Consider the following 13,116-nt stretch of genomic DNA (forward strand, 5'->3'; position numbering starts at 1 on the left):
GGGCTCAATCGGCCGCCGCCGTTCCCGCCGCCGGCTCCTGGAGCTTGACGAACGCCGGCGGCGCCTTGCCCTCCTTGTCGGCGCCGAAGTAGACCGACAGGTGGGGGAAGGGAATCTCGATGCCCTCGGCATCGAAGCGGTGCTTCATGCGCCGGTTGAACTCCCGCCCCACGCTCCACTGCTTCAGCGGCACGGTCTTGATCCGCGCCTTGATCATCACCGCCGAGTCGGCGAAGGCATCCACCCCGAGCACTTCCAGCGGCTCGAGGATCAGCGGCGCGAAGGCCGGGTCCGCCTGCAGCTCATCGCCCACCGCGCGCAGCAGGTCCATCACCTGGTCCACGTCCTCGCGGTAGGCCACGCCCACGTCGAAGACGTAGAAGGAGAAGTCGCGGGTGAGGTTGCTCACCGTGTCGATGGCGCTGAAGGGGATGGTGTGCACCGTGCCGGTGAGGTCCCGCAGCCGTACCGAGCGGATCGAGATGGCCTCCACCACCCCGGCCCGATCGCCGAGCTTCACCACGTCGCCCACCGCCATCAGATCCTGGAACAGGATGAACACCCCGGTGATGACGTCCTGCACCAGCTTCTGGGCGCCGAAGCCCACCGCCAGGCCCACCACGCCGGCACCGGCGAGCAGGGGGGCGATGTTGATGCCGAGCTCGGAGAGGATCATCAGCACCGAGACCACGCTCACCACCACCAGCAGGGCATTGCGCGCCACGCTCATCAGCGTGCGGGTGCGCGCACTGCGCACCAGCACCTGGCCATCGGGCCCGGTCTCCCGCAGGCGCCGCTCCAGGTAGCCGCCGATGATCTCCCAGGCCGCCAGGGCCACCAGCAGGATGCCGGCCACCCGGACGAAAATGGCGACGACGGCCCGGCCCGGTCCGGAGATCAGCCACTCCAGGGTACCCAGTCCCCATGCCTGCATAACGGCCAGCGCCGCCATCACGTAGATCACCGCCCGCAATACCGCGGAGAGAATGGGAAGGTAGCGGTTGGCCCGCCGCTCCAGCCCCGGGAGCTGCCGCTGCAGCTCGGGACTGATACGGAACCGCAGCTCCACCAGCCGGCCCGCCACCTGGTCCGCCCCCCGGCCGAGCAGCAGCACCAGCAGGGTGAGCGCGGTGCCGCGGAACAGGTAGACAAAGCCGCCCGGGACCCCCAGCGAGCCGATCACGAACAGCAGGCCGGTATAGAGCGCCGCCAGCAGGTGCCAGGTCCGCGCCAGGCTGTTGCGCAGGGCCTGCAGTCCGGCACCGGGGGGCGTCCCGGCCCCCTCCGGCCGGCCACGAATCCAGGTGGCCACCGGCTCACGGTTCTGCAGGATGAAGATCACCACCAGCACCGCGACCACCAGGCCGAGCAGGCGCAGCAGGAAGGCATGGAGGTCGCCGGGCAGCCCCATCAGGAGGGCCGCCTGCAGCAGGAAGAAGCCGTAGCCCGCCGTGCCCGCCAGCCGCAGGGTCCAGATGTCCACGTAGTGGGCGCTCTCGTCATCCATGGCGGCCAGGCGCAGCGAGGGGGCATCGGGCGTCACCACCGCCCGCACCACCGCGCGCAGCCCCTGTACCACGATCAGGGCATAGACCCAGGCCAGCACCACCAGCCGGGTCTGCTCGCGCGGGTCCACCAGGGCCAGCGCCGTCCACGCGGCCAGGGCGAAGGCGCCCACGGGGACGATTTCCAGCATCAGCGAGGGGACAAAGGCCAGCAGTCGCGAGGCCAGGGTATCGCGCACACGTCCGGCCAGCGCCCGTCGCGGGCGCCGCGTGAGCACCCGCAGCAGCATCCAGGCCAGGTAGCCGGCACCGAGGGTGAGCGCGAGGTTGCCCAGCACGGAGAGCCAGAAGGAACGCCGTTCGGGGTCGGACCATTGCCGGGGCAGGCGCTCGAGGAGCAGCGGCAGCTCACCCACGACACTTGCCACGGTCCGGAGCTCTCCGGCCAGCACGCCGAAGCGCTGGGAAACGCGCCCGAGCAGGTCGGCCGTGACGCCCTGGAGCGCGGCGCCGTTCGCGTCGCCCGCCGCGGCCGGCGCTGTTTCACGCAGGCGCTCCAGCAGTCGCGCACGGGCGTCCGGATTCTCCAGTACGTGGATCAGGGCCTCCACATCCGCATCGGCGGCCGGCGGTTCGGCGGCCGGCTGCGCGCCCGCCGGAGCCGGAAGAAGCAGCGGGAACACCAGGAGCAGCAGGATGATGAGGTTGGCGGTGCGGATATGGCGGATCCGATGCATGTGAAAGTCCCTGTAAGACTTGTGTAAAAAACCGTGGGAGAGCCCTATATACTGGGCACGCGGAGATACAATCAGATGAAACTCTGCGTCACCCGGCGCTGGTCGCCGGTCGGTCCCGTTCTGATTACCACGGCCGCAGACTCAATCTGCCGACCCTTACGAGGGTAAGGCACTCAGAATCCAGATCAAGCCAGCACGGCGCCACGGGCGCTCTGAATCACCCGGTGCAGGCCCTGCAGGAGAGAGGAATGGACAGCAACAAGCGGCTCAAGACCGATATCGTGAAGGGCGGGCACTACGCGGCGAACCTGGATGCCGAAGCCGACGAGACCTATGACGAGCAGTTCGAGAGCCTGGTCCACGGGATGCTGGTGCGTCTGGGCGAGGATCCCCGGCGCGAGGGACTCACCCGCACCCCGCTGCGGGTGGCCAAGGCGATGGATTTCCTCACCAGCGGCTACGGCGTCACCGCCGAGGAGGTGGTGAAGGGCGCCCTGTTCGAGGACGACTGCAAGGAGATGGTGCTGGTGAAGGACATCGAGTTCTACTCGCTGTGCGAGCACCATGTCCTGCCGTTCTTCGGCCGGGCCCACGTGGCCTACCTCCCGAACGGGAAGATCATCGGCCTGAGCAAGATCGCCCGCATCGTGGATGTCTTCGCCCGGCGCCTGCAGGTACAGGAGCGCATGACCAACCAGATCGCCGACGCGCTGATGGAGATCATGAACGCCCACGGCGTGGCGGTGGTCACCGAGGCCAGCCACTTCTGCATGATGATGCGCGGCGTGCAGAAGCAGAACAGCTCCACCATCACCAGCGCCATGCGCGGCACCTTCGAGCGCAACGCCTCCACCCGCGCCGAGTTCCTGGACCTCATCCGGCGCTGACGCGCGTGAGTGCGTGAGTGCGTGAGTGCGTGAGTGCGTGAGTGCGTGAGTGCGTGAGTGCGTGAGTGCGTGAGTGCGTGAGTGCGTGAGTGCGTGAGTGCGTGAATGCGTGAGCCGTAGCCGTAGGTCGGCATCGACCGCCTTTTCGCAATAACGCATTCACGCACTCACGGCCGCCCTACTCGTGCCGCAGAGCCTCGATGGGGTCCAGCCGGGCGGCCCGGCGCGCGGGGAAGTAGCCGAACACCACCCCCACGGCGGCGGAGAAGAGGAAGGCCAGCAGGGTGATGGCCGGGTCGAGGATGAAGGGCACCTGCATCAGGTCCGCCAGCACCATCGAGGCGCTGACCGCCAGCACCACGCCGACGACCCCGCCCAGGGAGGAGAGCACCACCGCCTCCACCAGGAACTGCAGCAGCACCTCCCGCTCCAGTGCGCCGATGGCGAGACGGATGCCGATCTCGCGGGTGCGCTCCGTGACCGACACCAGCATGATGTTCATGATGCCGATGCCCCCCACCAGCAGGCTTACCGCCGCCACTGCCCCCAGCAGCATGGTGAGCACCCGCGTGGTGCCGGTCAGGGTCTCGGCAATCTGCTTGGTGTCGAGAACGTTGAAATCGTCATCCTCGTTGGCGGCGATGTGGCGTCGCTCGCGCAGCAGGCGGGTGATGTCCGCCTGCACCTTCTCCGTGGAGGCCCCGTCGCGCACCGAGACCAGGATACTGCTCACCTCCGTCTTGCCGGATATGCGCCGCTGGAAGGTGCGCAGTGGGATGACGATGACGTCGTCCTGGTCCATCCCCATGGCCGACTGACCCTTGGAGCGCAGCAGGCCGATGATCTCGCAGGAGAACTGCTTGAGCCGGATCTTGCTTCCCACCGGGCTCCGGGTCCCGAACAGCTCCTTGCGCACGGTCGCGCCGATGACGCAGGCCGCCTTGCCGGCCCGCAGCTCCGAGGGAGTGAACTCGCGCCCTTCCTGGAGCTCCCAGTTGCCCACGGCGAAGTAGTCGTTGGTGCTGCCGGTGACGCTGGTGGACCAGTTCTCGGTGGCGTAGATGGCCGTCACGGTCTGGGATGCGGAGGGCGCGACCGCCTTGATGGAATTCACCTCGGCGAAAATGGCCTGCGCATCGGCCAGCTTGAACCGGTTGGAACCGGCCGAATCGCGTCCGGGCCCCATCCGCCGGCCGGGGCGCACCATGATCAGGTTGCTGCCGAGGCTGGCGATCTGGTTGGAGACCATGGCCGTGGCGCCGTTGCCCAGGGTCACCATGGTGATTACCGCGGCCACGCCGATGACGATGCCGAGGATGGTGAGGAAGGAGCGCAGCAGGTTGCGGCGAATCTCCCGCAGCGAGAGCAGCAGCGCATTCCAGAACATCAGCGTTCCTCCCCGCCCTGGCTCTCATCGATCACCCGGCCGTCGACGAAGTGGATCACCCGGCCGGCGTAGGCCGCCATCTCCTGCTCGTGGGTCACCATCAGAACGGTGATGCCCTGGTCGCGGTTGAGACCGCAGAGCAGCTCCATGATCTCGCGGCTGCGGGCGGTGTCCAGGTTGCCGGTGGGTTCGTCGGCGAGCAGCACTGCCGGATCGGTAACGATGGCCCGGGCGATGGCCACCCGCTGCTGCTGGCCGCCCGAGAGTTCTCCCGGCGTATGCCGCTCCCAGCCGCCCAGCCCCACCGCCTCCAGTGCCTGGCGGGCACGGGCATGGCGCGCTGCGCGGGCAATGCCACGGTAGATGAGGGGCAGCTCCACGTTCTCCAGCGCCGAGGTGCGCGAGAGCAGGTTGAAACCCTGGAACACGAAACCCAGGTAGTGGCGGCGCAGCAGCGCCCGCTGGTTGCGGCTCAGGCTCTCCACCGCCACCCCCCGGAACCGGTAGGAGCCGGAGGAGGGGATGTCGAGGCAGCCGAGAATGTTCATGGCGGTGGACTTGCCCGAGCCGCTCGGCCCCATGATGGCGGCGAACTCACCCGCCTGGATGCGCAGGTCCACCCCGCGCAGGGCCTGCAGGGCGGCCTGGCCCTGGCCGTAGACCTTGGTGACGCTGCGGAACTCGATTAGCGGTGCCGCCTGGTCCCGATCCGGGCTCATCGCCCATTGCTCTCAGAATCGACGATGACCGCCATGTCCGCCTCCAATCCGCCGGAGACGATCTCCGTCATGCGCCCGTCGTTGGCGCCGGTGGCGACCGCCACCGCCAGCGGCTCTCCGTCGCTCAGGATCCAGACCTGCCTGGCCGCGCCGCCGCCGTTCTGCTGGCTGGCCCTGCGGCCGGTGACGGAGCGGGGCGGGCGGGGCATCAGGCTGGAGACGATGCCCCCGGGACGCTGGTCAGTGCCCGTCGCCGTCCGCGGCGGGGTGAAACGCAACGCGGCGTTGGGCACCTTCAGCACCCCACGGCGCTCCTCCACGGTGATGTCGGCGGTGGCGGTCATCCCCGGCCGCAGGGAGAGATCGTTGTTTTCCACCCGCATGACGGTTTCGTAGGTGACCACCCCCTCCACGGTCTGGGAACCGAAGCTGACGCGGGTGATCTCCGCCGGAAAGAGCTTGTCCGGGTAGGCATCCACGTTGAAGCTGCCCGTCTGCCCCTCGCGCACCTGGCCCACATCCGCCTCGTCCACGTCCACATGCAGTTCCATCTGGGTGAGGTCCTCCGCCAGCGTGAAGAGCACCGGCGCCTGCAGCGAGGCGGCCACGGTCTGGCCCGTCTCCACCGAGCGGGTGAGGACGATGCCGTTGATGGGAGAGCGGATGCTGGCCTTGGCGAGATCGGTCTCGTCCACTTCCAGGGCCGCCTGCGCCTCGGACACGGCGGCCTCGGCGCTGGCCTGGTCGGCCTCGGCCCGCGCCAGCGTGGCCTCAGCGGCGTCGATGTCCGCGGGCGCCGGCATCTTGCCGCCGCTCAGCTCCGCCACCTGGCGCAGGCGGGCGAGATTGGCGCGCGCCTCCCGGACGCTGGCGGCGGCCTGCCGGACCTTCGCCTCGGCGGACTTGAGCGCGGCGCGGGAGCGCAGGACCTGGGCCCCGAGCTTGGTGGTGTCGAGCCGCGCCAGCTCCTGCCCCACCTCCACCCGATCGTTCTCCTCCACGAACACCGACTTGATGATGCCGGAGAGTTCGCTGCCCACCTCCACCTGGTTGGTGGGTTGCAGGGTCCCGGTGGCGGTCACGGTCACGTGGAGGTCCCCACGCACGACCGGCTCGGTGAGGTAACGCACCCCGGTCGAGGGCGTGTCGCTGCTTCCGTACCAGACCCCCGCGGCCACCAGGGCCAGCAGGCAGAGACCGATGAGAACCCGCCGCAGGACCTTTCCGCGGGGGGAACCGCCCTTCGAGCTCAACACCTGGTTGAGATCATCGCTATCCCTGATATCGGGCCCGCTCATGTTTCCCGTCCCTCACTCAAGACGCCCATCGGGGCCGGCCTCGGCCGCCCCTGCCCATCCGCCACCGAGAGCCTTGTACAGGCGTATAACTTCAGACACAATTTCACTTTCCGCGCTACTCAACTGACTTTCAAGACTTAATACCGAGCGCTGAGTATCGAGAACGGTCTGGAAATCCACCAGGCCGGAACTATATTGCGCCTGTGCGAGTGCCGCGGCACTCCGGGCCGAACCGGTGGCGACGCGCAGCGCATCCCGCTCCGCCTGCCGGTTGGCGAGCCCCGCCAGGATGTTCTCCACCTCCTCGAGGGCATTCAGGACGGTGGTTTCGTAGCTGGCCAGGGCCTGTTCCTGGAGCGCGGTCCGGATCTCGATGTTCCGGCGAATGCGCCCGCCGTCGAAGAGGGTGGCGGCGAGACTCGCCGCCAGGGAACGGGTCACGGCACCGCCGCCGAACAACGAATCGAGGGCCAGAGACTCCAGCCCCAGGGTGCCGCTCAGGCTGAAATCCGGGTAGCGATCCGCCTCCGCCTCGCCGATGCGCGCGGTCGCGGCAGCCAGGTTCCGCTCGGCGGCGCGGATATCCGGCCGCCGGCGCAAGGCGTCCGCCGGGATGCCCACGGCGATGGTCCTGGGCGGTGACGGGATCGGCCGCACCGCCGCCAGTTGTCCGTCGAGGTCCCCGGGGTTGCGCCCGAGCAGTACCGCAAGGCGGTTCTGCGCCGCCACAGCGCCGGTGCGCAGACCCGGCATCTGGGCCCGGGTCTGTTCCAGGCTGGAGCGGGCCTGTTCCACATCCAGCGCCGTCGTCAGCCCGGCCAGCGCCCGCCAGCGGGTGAGATCGAGGGTCTCTTCCTGGCTGGCCAGGTTGCGCCTCGCAATGTCCAGTCGCGTCTGGTAGTCCCGCAGCTCCACATAGTTCAGGGCCACCTCGGCCGCCAGCGTGATCCGGACGTCCCCAAGCTCTGCCGCGGCGGCGGCCAGGTCGGCCTGGGCCGCCTCGAGAGCCCGGCGCCTGCCGCCGAAGAGGTCCGTCTCCCAGCCGGCGTCGAAGCCGGCCGCGTAGAGGTCCCGGGTCTGCCCACTGCCGCTCTCGCCACTGGAGGTGCTGCGCCTGATACTGGCGGAGGCGCCGAGGGTCGGAAACCGCTCGGCGGCGGCCACACCGCGCCGGGCCCGGGCCTCGCGCAGCCGGGCCAGCGCGGCCTTCACATCGGGACTGCCCGCCAGCGCCTGCTCGACGAGGTCCGCCAGGAGCGGATCGTCGAAATTCGCCCACCAGTGGGAGTGATCCAGGATTCCGGAATCCATCCCGACGCTCGACCCCGCCGCGCTCCGCTGCCAGGCCGCGGGAACCCCGGGTTCCGGCGCCTTGTAGTCCGGCCCCACCGCGGCGCAGCCGCCCAGAACAAGCGCGACGAGAAACAACGGACCGATCCGCCCGCCTTGCTCGCGCGACCGGGCCGATGACGCGGGTGCTTCTCTCATGACGCTGGCGAACCTCATTCCGGCGGGCATTCTCCCCGTTGCTCACCCAATGAGTATGGGACGCCTATTGGCATCAATTGAGGAAGAATTGAGGGAATGTCATGAGAGCGGGGGGCGGAGGGGCGGTCATGCCACCCGGCAGGGATGCGGCGGGGTGGCGCTGTCGCCCCCTGCGGAACAGGGCGGCTCAGGGAACGGCCGCTCCGGCGCCTGGCAGGGAAGCCCGGGGGGCCAGCGGTGCCGCGGTCACCAGATAGCGCAGCGATCCCCCCGGAACCGGCGTCTCCAGGGGCCAGCAGGTGGCCAGCAGCAGCCGGTCCGAATCGGCGCCGAACGCCGTGGTGCGCGCGTCCACCACCGCGGTCCCGCTGACCCGGTAACGGCGCCGGGACCCGTCGGGCCGCTCCAGCTCGATCCGGTCATCCTCCCGCAACGCGCCGAGAAAGCTGAAGTGGGTGTCGCGGTGGCCGCTCACCAGGTGGGTGCCGGTGCGGTCCAGCGGTGCGCTGCCGGCGGCCAGGCCCGGCCCGAAGGCGAGGGTCCGCCCGCTGTCGCCGGCGAGGATGATGAGATCCACCCCCAGGCGCGGCACGCGCAGCCGCCCCACCGGGCGGGTGTCGGCCCAGGGCCAGGGGCGCGGGGCCGCGGTGGCGCTGCCGGCGGCCCAAGCGCGTTCCAGCAGCGCCTGGGCCAGCAGCCCCTTGAGGGGAATCCAGCTGCCCCAGGCCAGCATCCCCAGGCCGACCAGGCCCAGGAGCAGGAGGCCCGTCCGCCGGTTCACGTCCGGACTCTCCCCGGCAGCAGACGCCAGCCGAGGAGGGTCCCCAACACCAGCGCCAACCCCAGCCAGCGCAGCAGCGGACCCGGCGTGGCGGTCTGGGGAAGGCCGAACACGTGGTCGTAGTCCCAGCCGTGAGGCAGGTTGGTTGCCACGGTGCGGCGCTGCAGGCTCTCGGCACCGGGCCGCACCGGCGTCACGTCCACCGCCACCAGGCTGGTGAAGGGGCTCGCCAGGTGGTGAGCCAGCGCCACCTCGACCACCGCCCGGCGGAGCTCGTCGCGGACCGTCCCGTCGCGGCTCGCCCGGTGGGCGTCCATGAGCGCCTCGATGCGGCGGCGCGCCCACAGCACGCCGATACCCGCGCCAGCCCGGGCCTGGCCGAGCGCCAGCGTCTGGGACCAGGGCCTGCCCGCCAGCCGGCCGCGCACCTCGATCACCGGTGCCGCGCCGGTCCAGTGCAGCGCCAGCAGCAGCGGCTCGCCACGGTAGAGATCGGGAATCCGCTCCGGCAGGACGCGAACCGGGGCAGCCCCGTCCCGCGTGGTGAGCTCCAGGTGGGTGAGCTGGGGGGACTCCAGCTTGCGCAGCAGCTCTCCCATCCGCTCCGACACCTCGCCCGGCCGGCCGATATGGGTGAAAGTGCCACGACCGAACCCCGCCGCCTTGCGCATGAAGTGGCTGTTGGGCGCCGAACCGATGCCCACGGTGAACAGCCGGCTGGCGCCGGCGTGCCGGCGGATGAAATCGAACAACCGGTCCTCGTCGCCCACCGCGCCGTCGGTGATGAACACCACCTGGCGCAGCAGTTCGGGATTCTGCGGCTGGTCCAGGGCGAGCCGCAGGGCGGCGAGCATCTCCGTGCCGCCCTCGGCCTCCAGGCCGGCAACGAGACGCCGGGCCAGGGACAGGCTGCGCTCATCGGCCGGACGGGAGGCCGGAAACAGCGCCTGCGCACTGTGATTGAAGCGGATGATGTTGAACCGATCCCCCGGACGCAGGCGCTCCAGGGCGAGGCTGAGCGCCGCCCGGGCCTGGGCGATGGACTCGCCGTGCATGGAACCGGAGACATCGATGACCAGCACCATCTCCCGCGGCGGCGGGGCAGGGGAGTCGTCGCCGAAGGGCGGCAGGATCTGCACCAGTCCATAGCCACCCGCGCCGGCAGTGTCCGGCTCACTGAACAGTGCGGTGCGCGGCTCGGCACCCGGCAGCGGGCGCCACTGCAGGACGAAGTCGCGATCGGCGGGCACCGGCCCCTCGGCGAGTCCGATGCGATAGCGGAGCTCGTCCTGTTGCCCTACGGCAACAGCATGGTAGGGACTCTCGACCCGTGCAAGCGGGAATCCGGGCTCCAGCTCCACGCTCAGGCGTACGGGATTGACCGGACCGTCGGCGGGGTGCCGGACGGGCGGGCTGATGCGACCGGCATCGGCCACCACCGTCGTGGCAAGGGATGCTCCATCCCCATCCGGGACGATGGGCTGACCCGGGATGTAGCGGGGGCCCACCACCATGGGAAAGCGCAGGCTGAACCGGCCATCGCTGTAGCTCACCGCCTGCTGGTACTCCAGTTCCACGGTCACGGTGCCGCCCGGGGGAATATTGGCCACCGAGGTGGTGAACATGTTGGGCCGCTCCTGCTCCACCAGCGCTGCGTGGCGCCCGCTAGCAGCCGCCGCGGCATAGACGCGCTGGGCCTCCCGGCGTTCGCGGACCTGGCCTTCGATGAGGCGATCGCCCACCCGGAGGCGCATCCGGTCCACCGCGGCGGTATCGGGAAGGGGGAATATGTAGCGGCCCTCGACCCATGCGGACGCCGGATTGCGGAACTGCTGCACGACCCGGACGCGGGCGAGCATGCCTGTGACCCGGATAGCCGCCTCGGTGCTCTGGAGCGGCGCCGGGAGCGGCTCAGCTTCGGGATCAGCGCTGAACAGCAGGGCGCCGCCGGCAAAGGAGGGGCTGTCGGGGAGAATCGCGGCGTGGATCCGCTCGGCGTACCCGGCGCCGAACAACAGCACGGCGGCGAAGGTAAGCACGCTGGGCCAGCGTGTACGCATGCTTCGATTTCGCCCATCCGCTGCGCGGGGGATGGCAAAGGTGCCGATATCAGTTCCGTCCATGGCTCACCTCGCGCGCATTCCCAGCCACGGGACTCTCGATGCCCTTAATCCGGTCGGTTTGCGCGTAGAGACGCAGGCAGGGGTGGTCGGGATGGTAAGGAACGGGAAGTTCCGTGTGCGCCGCGGCATCCCTGGCGGGATCATCGGTGGGGATGAACAGTTTCATGAGCTCACTTCTCCGTTCTGGCTGATGGCATTGGAAGCCGTGCTGAACAGCATCCATGACACCATTCCAGATCGGCCGCCTGATGCTGGCTGGGCCTGGAGGAGGCAAAGTGGCGAATAATTGGGGCGGATGGATGACAGAAGGGGTGTCAGAAGCGAATCGAACCCATCAATACCCTCATGGGTCGAGGCTGGCAGCTTCATTATTTAACATAATCTATATTTGTTTAGGAGCACTTCCTGCCTTCGTTTCTAGCGGCTCGGCAGGGGAGGTCGCGACGATAAGTCACGTTATGTGCTGTCCGCGGTCAACCTCCCTTCTACCTCCTTACGGCCACCAGATCCAGCCTGCCTGGTAGCGCCTCGTGGCGGTCACCAGCTGGAACGACGCCGAGGATATGGCGCTGCAGGGGCTGACAACCGACGCCCAGGTGATCTACCTGCGGGGCCTGCGCCGGTACATGGATTACTCCACCGGAATCGTCGGCCGGTATCGCCGCATCAGCTACCGGATGCTAGCAGAACTCCTGGAGCACCTCCCTGACCAGCACAGCAGCGCCAAGGCGCGGAGGTCGACCACCATCACCATCGACTACCTCCGGGCCCGTCTGCGTGAGCTGCAGCGCGCCGGGCTCGTCAACGCACTGGCAAAACAGCAGTGGGGGCATCTCGTTTTTTCGCTCCCGATGGCCCACACAGGGTCAGTCCGTCCAAATTCAGAACCCCAAGAGAACACCAAGGTAGAACGCCAACCAGAGCGCCAAGAAGAAAGCTCCAATATTCAGCGCGTTAGTAGTGCAGAACACCACCAAGAGCACCAGCCGCCACGAGGGCAGAGCACCACACATCCGGGATCAGGATCTACAGACAGACAGACAGACCCGCGCGCGCACGCACACGAGGGCCAGACCATCGGAGCCGCCATCCGGTTTCTGGCCGACAACGGAGTGCCGCACAGCTGGCTGATCAGGCCGGACGACCGCGCTGTCATCGGCAGGCTCATTGAAGCGGGGGCACAGCTGGAGCACTTCCAGCTCGCCGTTGAAAAGGCTCGGGTCGCCAAGCGCGGCCAGCCATTCGGAGTGTTCTACCTGCAACCCATCGTCCTGGAGCTGCTCGGCTCCGGGGGAAACCCAAACGGAGGTCGTGATGCAGCGCGCCCACGAGATCGCCAATCAGTCGCTGACCGGGCGGCAGAGGCAGGACGCCGATACCTCGACGAGGTCGAAGCAGGAGCAGGAGGCGACGGAGAACGGATCGTCGCCGGGCAGCGGATCTGAACCCCCAGCGGAACGGGCAATGGTGGAGCTCTGGGAGAAGATGTCCGAGTTCTACGGGCACCGGTGGGAGTCGCAGTACGGACAACCAGGTGGTCGTGCATACCAGACCTGGCGCCGCGGGTTGCGCGGGATCACACCCAAGCAGCTGGCGTTCGGATTGTCGCGGTGCGCGGACAGGGGCGACGACTGGCCGCCGCCGCTGCCGACATTCCGGCGCTGGTGCCAGCCGACTCCGGAAGACCTGGGACTGCCGGGTCTCGAACAGGCCTACCGGGAAGCGGTGCGGATGGCTGGACAACACGAGAGCATCCGCGGCGATTGGTCGCATCCAGCCATCTATCACGCGGCGACGCAGTGCGGTCTGTTCGAGCTTGCCACTCTCACCGAGGCAAAGGCGCGGCCGCTGTTCGAGCGGGCCTACCAGATTGTCTGTCGGAGAACGCTGGCGGGGGAGGAGTTCGCAGCGCCCATTCCGCGGGCGTTGCCGACGCGGGCAACGGTGGTCGACAGGACGGCGGCGAAGGCTGCTGTTGGCCGGCTGAAGGAGATTCTCGGAAGATGAGCGGACCGACCTTTTCCCCTTCCTATCCAATGAATTGCGGCGCAGGCGTACTTGCGGTTTCTGCTCTGTGCTCGGCGGCTGCCCGCGCTGGCCGTGGCATCCAACGAACTGCGTTGTATTGGTGTGGTGCGGTGCAGCATTCGAACGAACCGGAAAACGGAATTGGCGCCGGCCGGGGCCCCGC

At 68.7% G+C, this 13,116-nt stretch carries 11 protein-coding genes; 3 read left to right on the forward strand and 8 right to left on the reverse strand.

From position 1 onward, the window contains the following. Window positions 1-4 precede the first annotated feature (4 nt). The gene (locus DFQ59_RS06550; protein WP_114278873.1) at window positions 5-2,242 is read right to left on the reverse strand and encodes a mechanosensitive ion channel domain-containing protein; all 2,238 of its coding nucleotides are present in this window, start codon (window positions 2,240-2,242) and stop codon (window positions 5-7) included. Between the two features lie 248 nt (window positions 2,243-2,490). On the opposite strand from DFQ59_RS06550, the gene folE reads away from it, so the two are divergent. Next, the gene (folE, locus tag DFQ59_RS06555) at window positions 2,491-3,129 is read left to right on the forward strand and encodes a GTP cyclohydrolase I FolE (protein ID WP_114278874.1); all 639 of its coding nucleotides are present in this window, start codon (window positions 2,491-2,493) and stop codon (window positions 3,127-3,129) included. A gap of 178 nt (window positions 3,130-3,307) precedes the next feature. Here folE and DFQ59_RS06560 read toward each other — a convergent pair whose 3' ends face one another. The 7 genes from DFQ59_RS06560 to DFQ59_RS19480 all read right to left on the reverse strand — a co-directional run bounded on the left by DFQ59_RS06560 (window position 3,308) and on the right by DFQ59_RS19480 (window position 11,091). Beyond that, window positions 3,308-4,516 carry an ABC transporter permease gene (locus DFQ59_RS06560; protein ID WP_114278875.1) on the reverse strand — a complete coding sequence of 403 codons (1,209 nt, stop codon included), beginning with the start codon at window positions 4,514-4,516 and terminating at the stop codon, window positions 3,308-3,310. Further along, a complete protein-coding gene (locus DFQ59_RS06565) occupies window positions 4,516-5,235 on the reverse strand; it encodes an ABC transporter ATP-binding protein (RefSeq protein WP_114278876.1) in 720 nt (239 codons plus the stop codon). Before DFQ59_RS06565 ends, DFQ59_RS06560 begins: the two co-directional genes overlap by 1 nt. Continuing rightward, window positions 5,232-6,533, reverse strand: coding sequence for an efflux RND transporter periplasmic adaptor subunit (locus DFQ59_RS06570; RefSeq protein WP_114278877.1), 1,302 nt, complete (start codon window positions 6,531-6,533; stop codon window positions 5,232-5,234). The genes DFQ59_RS06565 and DFQ59_RS06570 overlap by 4 nt, the downstream gene beginning before the upstream one ends. A gap of 12 nt (window positions 6,534-6,545) precedes the next feature. Then, the gene (locus tag DFQ59_RS06575; RefSeq protein ID WP_342768426.1) at window positions 6,546-8,051 is read right to left on the reverse strand and encodes an efflux transporter outer membrane subunit; all 1,506 of its coding nucleotides are present in this window, start codon (window positions 8,049-8,051) and stop codon (window positions 6,546-6,548) included. A gap of 157 nt (window positions 8,052-8,208) precedes the next feature. Continuing rightward, window positions 8,209-8,802: a class GN sortase gene (locus DFQ59_RS06580; RefSeq protein ID WP_211314807.1), complete on the reverse strand. Its 594-nt coding sequence runs from the start codon at window positions 8,800-8,802 to the stop codon at window positions 8,209-8,211. Next, window positions 8,799-10,862, reverse strand: a complete 2,064-nt coding sequence (locus tag DFQ59_RS06585) for a marine proteobacterial sortase target protein (RefSeq protein WP_170142061.1) — start codon at window positions 10,860-10,862, stop codon at window positions 8,799-8,801. The genes DFQ59_RS06580 and DFQ59_RS06585 overlap by 4 nt, the downstream gene beginning before the upstream one ends. Before the next feature lie 49 nt (window positions 10,863-10,911). Beyond that, window positions 10,912-11,091 carry a hypothetical protein gene (locus DFQ59_RS19480; RefSeq protein ID WP_147275182.1) on the reverse strand — a complete coding sequence of 60 codons (180 nt, stop codon included), beginning with the start codon at window positions 11,089-11,091 and terminating at the stop codon, window positions 10,912-10,914. A gap of 364 nt (window positions 11,092-11,455) precedes the next feature. Between DFQ59_RS19480 and DFQ59_RS06595 the strand changes: the two genes are divergently transcribed. Further along, entirely contained in the window at window positions 11,456-12,370 is a 915-nt protein-coding gene (locus DFQ59_RS06595) for a hypothetical protein (protein WP_114278880.1), read from the forward strand. Window positions 12,371-12,410: 40 nt separating this feature from the next. Then, window positions 12,411-12,932, forward strand: a complete 522-nt coding sequence (locus DFQ59_RS06600; protein ID WP_147275183.1) for a replication protein P — start codon at window positions 12,411-12,413, stop codon at window positions 12,930-12,932. The last annotated feature ends 184 nt before the right edge of the window (window positions 12,933-13,116 follow it).

Source organism: Thioalbus denitrificans, from assembly GCF_003337735.1.
Taxonomy (GTDB): domain Bacteria; phylum Pseudomonadota; class Gammaproteobacteria; order DSM-26407; family DSM-26407; genus Thioalbus; species Thioalbus denitrificans.

Excerpts from the sequence above, each read along its gene's own strand:
- DFQ59_RS06565 (WP_114278876.1), bottom strand. The coding sequence starts at position 5,235 with ATGAGCCCGGATCGGGACCAGGCGGCACCGCTAATCGAGTTCCGCAGC.
- DFQ59_RS06585 (WP_170142061.1), bottom strand. The coding sequence starts at position 10,862 with ATGCGTACACGCTGGCCCAGCGTGCTTACCTTCGCCGCCGTGCTGTTG.
- DFQ59_RS06560 (WP_114278875.1), bottom strand. The coding sequence starts at position 4,516 with ATGTTCTGGAATGCGCTGCTGCTCTCGCTGCGGGAGATTCGCCGCAAC.
- DFQ59_RS06575 (WP_342768426.1), bottom strand. The coding sequence starts at position 8,051 with ATGCCCGCCGGAATGAGGTTCGCCAGCGTCATGAGAGAAGCACCCGCG.
- DFQ59_RS06600 (WP_147275183.1), top strand. The coding sequence starts at position 12,411 with ATGTCCGAGTTCTACGGGCACCGGTGGGAGTCGCAGTACGGACAACCA.
- DFQ59_RS19480 (WP_147275182.1), bottom strand. The coding sequence starts at position 11,091 with ATGAAACTGTTCATCCCCACCGATGATCCCGCCAGGGATGCCGCGGCG.
- DFQ59_RS06550 (WP_114278873.1), bottom strand. The coding sequence starts at position 2,242 with ATGCATCGGATCCGCCATATCCGCACCGCCAACCTCATCATCCTGCTG.
- folE (WP_114278874.1), top strand. The coding sequence starts at position 2,491 with ATGGACAGCAACAAGCGGCTCAAGACCGATATCGTGAAGGGCGGGCAC.
- DFQ59_RS06570 (WP_114278877.1), bottom strand. The coding sequence starts at position 6,533 with ATGAGCGGGCCCGATATCAGGGATAGCGATGATCTCAACCAGGTGTTG.